The organism is Arthrobacter sp., from assembly GCF_031179385.1.
GTDB lineage: Bacteria > Actinomycetota > Actinomycetes > Actinomycetales > Micrococcaceae > Arthrobacter_D.
The window spans coordinates 12,808-23,208 of the sequence record NZ_JAPSHV010000040.1; the positions used below are offsets into that span (position 1 = coordinate 12,808).

Annotated in this window: 7 protein-coding genes; 6 read left to right on the top strand and 1 reads right to left on the bottom strand. The window is 66.6% G+C overall.

What is annotated here, in order from left to right; genetic code table 11:
* Together RIF85_RS07840 and RIF85_RS07845 are read left to right on the top strand one after the other, a co-directional pair.
* The coding region (locus RIF85_RS07840; protein WP_309071351.1) for an ATP-binding cassette domain-containing protein at window positions 1–1,383 on the top strand (1,383 nt) is incomplete at its 5' end.
* Window positions 1,370–2,362 carry an N-acetyltransferase gene (locus tag RIF85_RS07845; protein WP_309071352.1) on the top strand — a complete coding sequence of 331 codons (993 nt, stop codon included), beginning with the start codon at window positions 1,370–1,372 and terminating at the stop codon, window positions 2,360–2,362. The genes RIF85_RS07840 and RIF85_RS07845, both read left to right, overlap by 14 nt.
* Window positions 2,363–2,387: 25 nt before the next feature.
* Here the strand turns inward: RIF85_RS07845 and RIF85_RS07850 are convergent, their stop codons facing one another.
* The gene (locus RIF85_RS07850; protein WP_309071353.1) at window positions 2,388–4,874 is read right to left on the bottom strand and encodes a DNA topoisomerase IV subunit A; all 2,487 of its coding nucleotides are present in this window, start codon (window positions 4,872–4,874) and stop codon (window positions 2,388–2,390) included.
* Between the two features lie 119 nt (window positions 4,875–4,993).
* On the opposite strand from RIF85_RS07850, the gene RIF85_RS07855 reads away from it, so the two are divergent.
* The 4 genes from RIF85_RS07855 to RIF85_RS07870 all read left to right on the top strand — a co-directional run bounded on the left by RIF85_RS07855 (window position 4,994) and on the right by RIF85_RS07870 (window position 10,392).
* The gene (locus RIF85_RS07855; RefSeq protein ID WP_309071354.1) at window positions 4,994–7,705 is read left to right on the top strand and encodes a GNAT family N-acetyltransferase; all 2,712 of its coding nucleotides are present in this window, start codon (window positions 4,994–4,996) and stop codon (window positions 7,703–7,705) included.
* Between the two features lie 72 nt (window positions 7,706–7,777).
* Entirely contained in the window at window positions 7,778–8,455 is a 678-nt protein-coding gene (locus tag RIF85_RS07860; protein ID WP_309071355.1) for a DUF5998 family protein, read from the top strand.
* An 8-nt stretch (window positions 8,456–8,463) separates the two neighbouring features.
* A complete protein-coding gene (locus tag RIF85_RS07865; RefSeq protein ID WP_309071356.1) occupies window positions 8,464–9,657 on the top strand; it encodes an alkaline phosphatase family protein in 1,194 nt (397 codons plus the stop codon).
* Between the two features lie 3 nt (window positions 9,658–9,660).
* Window positions 9,661–10,392 carry a thymidine kinase gene (locus RIF85_RS07870; protein WP_309071357.1) on the top strand — a complete coding sequence of 244 codons (732 nt, stop codon included), beginning with the start codon at window positions 9,661–9,663 and terminating at the stop codon, window positions 10,390–10,392.
* The last annotated feature ends 9 nt before the right edge of the window (window positions 10,393–10,401 follow it).

Here is a 10,401-nt window from a genome sequence, read left to right on the forward strand (position 1 = left end):
TTATGGCGGGTGCTCCTCGGCCGCGCCGAATCCTGGCGTTCGCTTTCGCGCGGTTCGGGCGGAATCGAGCGGCTCGTGGGAGATATCGATGAGCTTCGCGATACGGCCGCCCGGGCGGTGTTCCCACCCCTCACCGCCGTCCTGACCGGCCTCGCGGCCGTCGTAACCACGGCACTTCTCCTGCCGGAAGCGGTGGGCTGGCAAGTGTTCGCAATCGCCGTCGGGCTTGTGGCCGCCCCGGCAGCCGCACTGTTGGCGGAGCGCTCGGCGGGGGCGGCAGGCATTCGGCTGCGTGCGGCATCACTTGCCGAAACGGCCGGTCTCCTACAGGCGTCTCGGGACGTCTCCGTCAACGGCCTCACGGATCGTGCCCTCAACCGGCTTGCGCGCCTTGAAGCCCGCGCCGCCCGCGGCCTGCGGCGAAGCTCCTGGGCGGCAGGTACAGGCCAGGCGCTCGTGATCCTCGGCTGTGTGAGCACCGCGATCGCCATCCTCGCAGGGTCAGGCGGGCAATCCGCTGAGGTGGTCGCCGTCGTCGTGCTGATGCAGCTTGCTCTGATCGAGCCGTTCGCGCTCGGCGTCAGCGCCGTGCAGCAGTGGGCGCCGCTCGGTGCGGTGACCCGGCGGCTCGACGTGCATCTCACTCCTTCACCTCACGGAGGCAGTACGGCAAAGCCGCGCCCTGAGTCCCATTCAGGGGCAGACGCACCGGTGCTTGCGCTGGTTGACGCCGCCGTGGGCTACGAGCCGGGCAAAGCGATAGTCGAAGCGGTGACCCTCGAGCTGCGCAGCGGAACCTGGACCGCGCTCACCGGACCCTCCGGCAGCGGTAAGTCCACGCTCATCGGCGCCCTGCTCGGTTTCCTTCCCCTCAGCCGCGGCCGGTATGTGGTCAAGCCTGAAGCGCACCGCGAGGACGGACTTCCCGCCGCCTGGTGTCCGCAGGAAGGCTACCTGTTCGATTCATCCGTCCGGGCGAACCTCCTGCTTGCCCGGGGTCCGGACAGCACAGTCGACGACGAACAGCTGTGGCGTGTACTGGATGCCGTTGGGCTGGCGGGCACTGTGCGTGATCGAAGCGGCGGACTGGATGCAAGGATCGGGGCGGGCGGAAACCGGCTTTCCGGCGGTCAGCGGCAGCGCCTTGCCGTGGCCCGCGCACTGTTGACTGAAGCGCCGGCTTTGATCCTCGACGAACCAACCGCCCACCTGGATTCCGACGGCGCAGCCCGGCTTCTGCACGATCTGCGCGGGGGCGTAGGGGACAGGCCGGTGCTCCTCGTCACCCACGATCGAGAGGAAGCGCTGACCTGTGACACCGGCGTCGAACTTGCGCTCGCCGGCGCAGGCAATCACCTACGCTGGGATCATGCCTACGCCTGACCTGACGCCCGTCGACCAGCAGCTGAGCTGGCGGCCCATCTCGGACGCGGACATCGACGGATGGGAGGGATTGCTCCGCCGGATGGCCGTCGAGGACAAGCCCGACTGGATCGAGCAGCGGGCAGATCTCGAGGAAGTCCTTCAGGCGTCGAAGAACAACCCTGAACTGGATACCATCCTCGGAGTTGACGGGGAGGGCATCCCGCGGGCGTTCGGACGTATCAGTGCCAATCCGGGGTCGAACCTCGTGCATGTATTCGGCGGTGTCGACCCCGCCTGGCGGCGACGCGGTCTCGGCCAATCCATCCACCATTGGCAGGTCGAGCGCGCGCGCAAGCGGCTGGAGGACGCAGAGATAGCGGGCGGTTTCATCCGCTCTTATGTCGAGGAGAGCAATCCCGGGCACCAGGCCCTGATGGAGTCTGCGGGCGCCACCGTTGTCCGGTGGTTCACTGAGATGACGAGGGATCTGTCGGAGCCTATCCCGGAGGTCGACCTCGACCCGGAATTCGAGATCGTGACCTTCAGCGACGAACTCTCAGAGGCAATCCGCCTGGCTCACAATGAAGCGTTCCAGGACCACTGGGGAAGCGAACCGCGCGACGAGGAAAGCTGGCGGTTCACAGTGACGCACCCCGAGTTCCGCGCTGACTGGAGCCTGGCCGTGATTGACAACTCATCCGGTGAGGTCGCCGCCTACGAGATCGCCAGTTACGACCCGGAATCCAAGGAACTGGTCGGGCACGACGAGGGCTACACCGAACTGCTGGGCGTGCGCCGGAACTGGCGCGGACGACGCCTTGCGCCGGCTCTGCTCGCCGAAGCCATGCGCCGCATCAAGGCAAGCGGTATGGAAAACGCCGCCCTCGGCGTGGACACGGAGAATCCCTCCGGCGCTCTCGGGCTGTACGAGCGCATGGGATACACCCCGACGCGCCGGTCGATGGCGTTCGAGAAGCAGCTCGCCCAGCCGGAGTAGAGACCGCACCGCCCCCGGAAGGGTCCTAGCCCTCCGGAACGGGGTTCGGCCCGATCGCCTCCACCGGCTGCGAGAGCGCTACTCCCGAGCCATCGCGTCGTCCGTGTTCCGTGGGAAGCGCCCGCGCAACGCCGGTCGCTGATACGGCACGCGCAGGTCCACGCCCGGCCCAGGCCAGCACCAAATGGTCCTCGCCCTTCAGGAAACGGTGGCAGCGCACACCGCCTGTCGCCCGCCCCTTTGCCGGGTATTCGGCGAATTCCGTCACCTTGACGGAGCCGGGCGTGGTGCCAGGCAGCGCCTCGCTTCCGGCGGCTATGGTAACGACGACGGCGGCAGGATCCGCCCCGCGCACCGCACCGAAGAAGAGAACAGCGTCATCTGCCCCGAGCTTTATGCCGGCCACTCCGCCGGCCAGGCGCCCCTGCGGCCGAACCCCGGAGGCCGCGAAGCGAAGCAGCTGCGCCTGTCGGGTGATGAACACGAGCTCGTCGGCGTCATCTGCTGCCGCAAGTCCCACCACGCTGTCCTTGGGTTTGAGCGTGATCGCTTCCCAGTCGTCCCGGTTCAGCGGGTAGTCCGGAACGACCCGCTTGACCACTCCCTGTGCTGTGCCGATCGCGAAGGATTTGTCCAGCGGGACAAGGCCCACCAGCGATTCACCGCGCTCCAGAGTGATGAATTCCTTGACCGCAACCCCGCCGGCCAGATTGGGAATGCCGTTCGTGGGAGGAAGAGCGGGCATGTCCACGACCTGCAGCCGCAGCATGCGCCCGGCGGAGGTGAGCGCGCCGATCTCCGCCCGCGCAGTGGTTGCGACCACCGAGGTGAAGGCATCGTGCTTCACCCGTTGTCCGCCGTCGGACATGGGCTCCTGACCGGTCGTGCGCGCGAGCTGGCCGGACGTCGACAGGATGACCCAGCAGGGGTCGTCCGCGATCTCCAGCGCCAGGGGAGCCTTTGCTCCATTTCCGGCCGGCGTGGGCATCACTGTGCCCTTCAGCGGTGCGCTGGCCTCCGACTCAAGCAGGACCGTACGCCGCGGGGTCGCGAACTGCTCCGAGATTGCAGCGAGTTCATCCGAAACGAGACCGCGCAGCTTCTCTTCCGAACCGAGGATCTCTTCGAGCTCGGCGATTTCCCTGCGCAGTTCCTCCTGCTCCTTCTCCAGCTCGATCCGCGAGTACTTGGTCAGCTGGCGCAGCCGGAGTTCGAGGATGTAATTTGCCTGGATTTCGGTCAGGTCATAGATGGCCATGAGCCGCTCGCGGGCTGCCGCGGCCTCGTCGGAGGACCGGATGATCTGGATGACCTCGTCGATGTCTACGATGGCGATCAACAGGCCTTCCACCAGGTGGAGGCGGTCCTTCTTCTTCCCCAGCCGGTAGGCGGTGCGTCGGCGGACCACCGAGATGCGGTGGCTGATGTACACCTGCAGCAGCTCCAGCAACCCGAGCGTGCGCGGCTGGCCGTCCACCAGTGTGACGTTGTTGATGCCGAAGGAGTCCTCCATCGGCGAATAGCGGTACAGCTGGGCGAGCACCGCGTTGGGGTTGAAGCCGTTCTTCAGCTCGATGACCAGGCGCAACCCGTGGGTGCGGTCGGTCAGGTCCACGATGTCCGAGATACCCTGCAGCTTCTTCGCTGTGACGGCGTCCTTGATCTTCTCGATCACCTTTTCCGGGCCCACCATGTACGGCAGCTCGGTGACCACCAGACCGGTGCGGCGCGCGGAGAGCTGTTCGACCTCCACGGTGGCTCGGGTCTTGAAGGATCCGCGTCCGGTCGCATACGCATCCCGGATGCCGTCCAGCCCGACGATCTTGCCGCCGCTCGGGAGGTCGGGTCCCGGCACGAAGCGCATGACGTCTTCGAGGGTGGCGTCCGGGTTGTCGATCAGGTGCCGGGCCGCCGCGATGACCTCGCCAAGGTTGTGCGGTGCCATGTTCGTGGCCATGCCGACCGCGATGCCCGTCGCTCCGTTGACCAGCAGGTTGGGGAACGCCGCAGGGAGGACCTCCGGCTGCGTGAGCTGGTTGTCGTAGTTCGGAACGAAGTCGACGACATCCTCGCCGAGGTGGTCAGTCATGGTGAGCGCTGCTGCGGCGAGCCGCGCCTCGGTGTAACGGGCGGCGGCGGGGCCGTCATCGAGCGAGCCGAAGTTGCCGTGTCCGTCGATCAGCGGAAGCCGGAGCGAGAAGTTCTGTGCCATTCGCACCATGGCGTCGTAGATCGCAGCGTCGCCGTGGGGATGCAACTTGCCCATGACCTCACCGACCACGCGAGCCGATTTCACGTGCCCGCGGTCAGGTCGCAGACCCATGTCCGTCATCATGTACAGGATGCGGCGCTGCACCGGCTTCAATCCGTCACGGGCATCTGGAAGGGCTCGCGAGTAGATGACCGAGTAGGCGTACTCCAGGAAGGAGCCCTCCATCTCGGAGGTGACATCGATGTCGATGATCTTCTCGGTGTAGTCCGTATCCGGTGGTGTGGCTTGGCGCCTGGCCATGGTGTTTCGGGTCCTTCGGCAGCTGAATGCGTAACAGTCGTGGAGTCTGGCGGCGGCAGTCTCCCGGCGGCAACTGTGCTTAGCTGACGCCAGCCGCAACCGCCCACTACTGTGAGTCTATGGTGGCTGACGGACTATACCCCGAATATTGGGAGGCCGACGTCGTGTTGCGCGACGGCTCAACAGGCCATCTGAGGCCCATTTCGCCCCTCGACGCGGACGCCGTCCAGGCCTTCCATATGCGGCAGTCGCAGGCGTCCATCTACCTCCGCTTCTTCACCTACAAGTCCTCCTTGAGCGCCAAGGAACTCAAGCGGTTCACGGAGGTTGACCACGTCGGACGGGTCGCCTTCGTGGTGACCCGCGGCCAGGACATCATCGGCATCGGCCGCTACGACCGCCTCGACGACCCCGACGAAGCCGAAGTCGCCTTCAACGTCTCGGACGCCTACCAGGGCAAGGGACTGGGATCGATCCTGCTCGAACACCTCGCGGCCGCCGCCAGGGAGAACGGCATCCGGCGCTTCACCGCCGAGGTGTTGCCCGAGAACCGGAAGATGATCACTGTGTTCGCCGAAGCAGGCTACGAGGTGGACCGGCACTTTGATGACGGCGTGGTGGAACTCACCTTCAACATCGACCCCACGGACAGATCCCGCGCGGTCATGGAAGCACGGGAGCACCGCGCCGAGGCACGCAGCATGCAGACCTTGCTGACGCCGTCGTCGGTTGCGGTGATAGGAGCCAGCCGCAGCTGGGGGAGCGTGGGCTACTCACTCCTCGAGCACATCGTCGACGGCGGCTACACCGGGCCCGTCGCCGGGGTGAATCCTGAAGCCTTCGAGCTCAACGGCATGGTGGCCTACGGTTCCATCGGGGAGGTGCCCGGCCCCGTCGATCTCGCAGTGATCGCGGTTCCGTATGATCAGGTCCTCGCCGTGACCGAGGAATGCGGTCGGGCCGGCGTAAAAGGCCTGCTGGTGGTCACGGCAGGCTTCGCGGACGACGGCGGCGAGGGGCTGGCACGCCAGCGTGCCCTGGTGCACAGCGCGCGCTCCTACGGCATGCGCGTGGTGGGCCCGGCATCGCTCGGCATCATCAACACCGAACCCGGCGTCCGGTTGAACGCGTCGATGGCACCGATCCTGCCGGAAGCCGGAGGGCTGGGGCTCTTCAGTCAGTCAGCTGCCATCGGCGTGATGCTTCACGCCGCCGCAAGCCGGCGGTCCCTTGGCCTGTCCTCAGCCCTGTCAGCGGGGAACCGCGCCGATGTCTCCGGCAATGACGCCATGCAGTACTGGGAAGACGACCCGAAGACCCGTGCAGTTGCTCTCTACCTCGAGTCCATCGGCAATCCCCGCAAATTCTCCAGGATCGCCCGCCGGCTGTCGCGGCTGAAGCCCGTCATCGTCGCCAAGTCCGACGTCATGGGGCTGCAACTGCCGCCGGGTCACGCCGTTCGGACAACACAGGCACCGAGCGGTGCACTGGACGCAATGCTGCGCCAGTCCGGCGTGATCCGGGTCGAAACTACCGAGCAGCTGATGGACGTTGCACAGATCGTAGTCGGGCAGCCGGTCCCGTCAGGACCGGGCGTCGCGATCTTCAGCAACTCACTTGCGCTGGGCAAGGTCCTCGCCGACGCCGCCGAGTCCCAGGAGCTCGACGTCGTCCGGATGAACGCGCACCTCGACCTCGATGCGGGCCAGTCCGTTGCCCTTTCCGCCCTCAGAACTGCGCTGGGCGAAGCGCTTGAGGACGCAGCGGTCCATTCGCTGGTCCTTACCCTCATCCCCGCGGTCGGCCTGGCTCCCGACCAGATCCTGCCCGTGCTGCACGAATGCGGTACGGCCGCGGGGAAGCCCGTGGTCGCCTGTTTCGCCGGGGTGCTCGATTCCGCCGCGCAGCTTGAAGGGCTGTGGCCGGACAGGGACGGGCGCTCCTCCATGCCGGAACATCCGGCCGAGGGCGCCGGCGTACCCTGCTTCGGCAGCCCCGGAGCGGCAGTGTCAGCCCTTGGCGCCGTCGTTCGCTACAGCCGGTGGCGTGAACGCGAGCACGGTGTCTTCGCCGAGCTCGACGGCATCGATGACGACAACGCCGCCGCCGTGCTCGGCCACGCCCTGTCCGACGTGAGGGACGTCGGGCTGCGGCGTCTGGACAGCACCCAAACCGCCAGACTGCTGGCTAGCTACGGAATCGAGCTCCTGCCGTCGATTCCCTTTGATTCCCCCGAGGAAGCGGTCGAGGCCGCTGATTCGCTCGGGTGGCCGGTGGCTTTGAAGTCGGTGGAGGAGAATCTCCGCCACCGACTGGACTTCGGGGGAGTCCGGCTCAACATCGCTGACGCGCCCGCGTTGCGTGCCGGAATCGCGGCCATGCGTGCCGAACTGCAAGCGTTCGGCGACCCCGGTCTCGAGGTCCAGACCATGGCGCCCGCCGGCCAGGCCTGCGTCATCCGGGCCATTGAGGATCCGCTCCTGGGCCCGGTGGTGTCCTTCGGGCTGGCCGGAGACGCAGTCAACCTGCTCGATGACTGGGCCCACGGCATCCCGCCCCTGACCACCGTGGACGCTGCCGAGCTGGTCAGGACCCCGCGGGCAAGCAGACGGCTGCGCGGCTATCAGGGGCTGCCGCCGGTGGATATTCCTGCTGTCGAAGAACTGCTTCTGCGCGTCGCCCTGCTCAAGGACCGGCATCCCGAGATCGCCCTGCTGTACTTCAATCCGGTCCTTGTCTCACCTGCCGGACTCGCTGTGCTCAATGCTGAAATCAGCGTCGGCAATCCCCGGCAGCGCACCGACAGCGCGCGTCGTGCCATGCGCGACTGAGGCGGTGCAGGTGCCTGCTGCCGGGTGCCTTCCGGTTAGGCGTGCGCTACCGCGATAAGTCACACTGGAAGCATGACTCCATCGCTGTCGGCGGAACGCCGCGACCTGGATGCCTCCCTTGAACGAGCGGGCTTCTACCCGCGACTGGTGGCCGACGTCGTTCACGACGCCCTGGACGGCAGGGAACCGCTGTCCCATGTGGTCCACCTGGAAACCCACTTCGAACGCACGGAAGTGCGCCGGCACATCACCGTCCTTGTCCTGACCGAGGACATGCTGGTGGTCACGCACGTTGATGACCAGCAACTGGACGACGCCGGGGAACAGGTGACCGCGCAGGTTTCCACCGAGTCGGTTCCGGTCAGCCAGATCCGCTCCGTAGTGCTCAGCTACCTGTACTCCCAGCCGCAGAACTACAAGCCATCGGATCCGGCCCGCGAGCTCACCCTCGGAATCGCGTGGTCCGGCGGGCAGCGACTCGACATGGGACCCGCCAGTTGCGGCGACCCCCAGTGCGACGCCGACCACGGCTACACCGGAACCATCGCCCAGGAAGACATCGTGCTGCGTGTCAGCGCAGAAGCCGACGGACTGCAGGCCGTCCAGAACGCCAAGTCCTTCGCCCGCGCCCTGCGTACGGTGAGCACCGCGAATCCCACTGTCGCCGGCGTCGTCGTCAATCAGCCAAGCGCCAACCGCCGGCAACCGGGGCTGGCCACCCGCTTCAGCCGCGCTCACCACGGGCGGTAACCCGACACGTGACAGCGACACCCCTTCACCGGGAGCCACTCCCGGCTGCACCCGCCTATGGCCGCTCAACGGTCGCTGAGGTCTTCACCAGTTCCGCCGCAGCCCTCGGGCTTCCCGGGTTCGTCAATACCCTTGAATTGCCCTCAGCCCGGAAGGTCTGCGTAGTCCTGGTGGACGGGCTCGGTGCGGCCCTGCTGCGCCAGCGCTCCGGGCACGCACCTTTCCTGCGCCAGTTCCTTGACTCATCGCGCAAGCTCGGCTCCGTGTTTCCCAGCACGACGGCGGCAGCCATCGCCTCGCTCGGTACCGGCCTGCCGCCCGGCCAGCACGGCCTCGTAGGCTACGACGTTCTCGATCCGGAGCAGGACAGGATCGTGAACATGTTGGGCGGATGGGATGCCGCCGTCCGGCCTGAACGCTGGCAGCCGCACCGAACAGTGTTCGAAAGGGTTGCGGAACAGGTGTCCGTCACCAGCGTCGGACTTGCCCGTTTTGACGGCTCCGGACTCACCCGGGCAGCTCTGCGAGGCGGAGCCTATGTCGCGGGCAGCACTCCCGAAGCCCGCGTCCAGGCCGTGTGCCAGGCGTTGACGGCCAACGACCAGGCTCTGGTTTACCTCTACCTGAACGACCTGGACAAGACGGGGCACCGCTCCGGCTGCGCCTCGCCGGACTGGGGGGACAGGCTCGAGGACCTCGACCGGACCATGCGTCTCCTCACCGCGAAGCTTCCACCGCACACCCTGCTGCTGCTGACGGCCGACCACGGCATGGTGGACGTGGCACAGGCGCAACAGATCGACTTCTCCGCTGATGCCGACCTGGTTGACGGCGTGGCCCACACAGGCGGCGAGCCCCGCATGGTCCACCTCTATACAGAACCTGACCTTCCCGACGCTGGTATGGAACAACTCCTGGCTTCGTGGCGGAACGCCCACGCCGCGCGAGCCTGGATCCTTACCCGTGAGGAGGCGATTGCTGCCGGGTACTTCGGCAGCGTTGCGCCGGACGTCGTGCCGCGCATCGGGAACATCCTGGTGGCGGCGAGGGAGCCGGTGGCCTTCTACGACACCCGCCGGGTGCCCGCCTCGGCCCTTCAGGTGATTGGCCAGCATGGGTCGGTCACGCGCGCCGAACGCGAGGTGCCGTTGCTCACCCTGAAGAAACCCGGGCCCGGCCCGGCCCGGATAGTCGGGCGCTGACGGATGGCTGAACTGGTGTTCTTTTCCGGAACCATGGACTGCGGCAAGTCCACGCTCGCACTCCAGATGGATCACAACCACAGTGCGCGTGGTCGCGGCGGGCTACTTTTCAGCTCCCATGACAGGGCCGGCGAGTCGGTTATCTCCAGTCGCCTGGGCCTCAAAACCGAAGCAGTGGAGGTCCGCCCGGACACTGATTTCTGGGAAGAACTCGTACGACGGCGCACCCACGGGACACGCGTTGACTATCTCATCTGCGACGAGGCCCAGTTCTATACTCCCGAGCAGATCGAGCAGCTCGCGCGTGTGGTTGATGACATGGATATCGACGTGTTTGCGTTCGGAATAACGTCCGACTTCCGCACCCAGCTCTTCCCTGGCTCGCAGCGGCTCATCGAACTGGCTGACAGAACACAGGTACTCCAGGTCGAGGCGCTCTGCTGGTGCGGACGGCGAGCCACCCATAACGCACGCACGGTGGACGGCGTCATGGTAGTGGAGGGCGAGCAGATGGTGGTTGGCGATGTGGAGTCGCCGGCCGCTGAAGCTGATCCACATCAGCCGAGACTGGCAGGAGGGGGCCTGGACGAACTCGACGCGCCCGCCGGCCCGGTCATCGGCTACGAAACGCTCTGCCGCAGGCACCACATGCGACGGGTTACCGCTCAGACGGCCGGCAGACATGCGGGAAGCGAGGTACCGCTGCCGTTCGATCCGGCAGCGGCGCGCCTCTAGCGTCCCGCT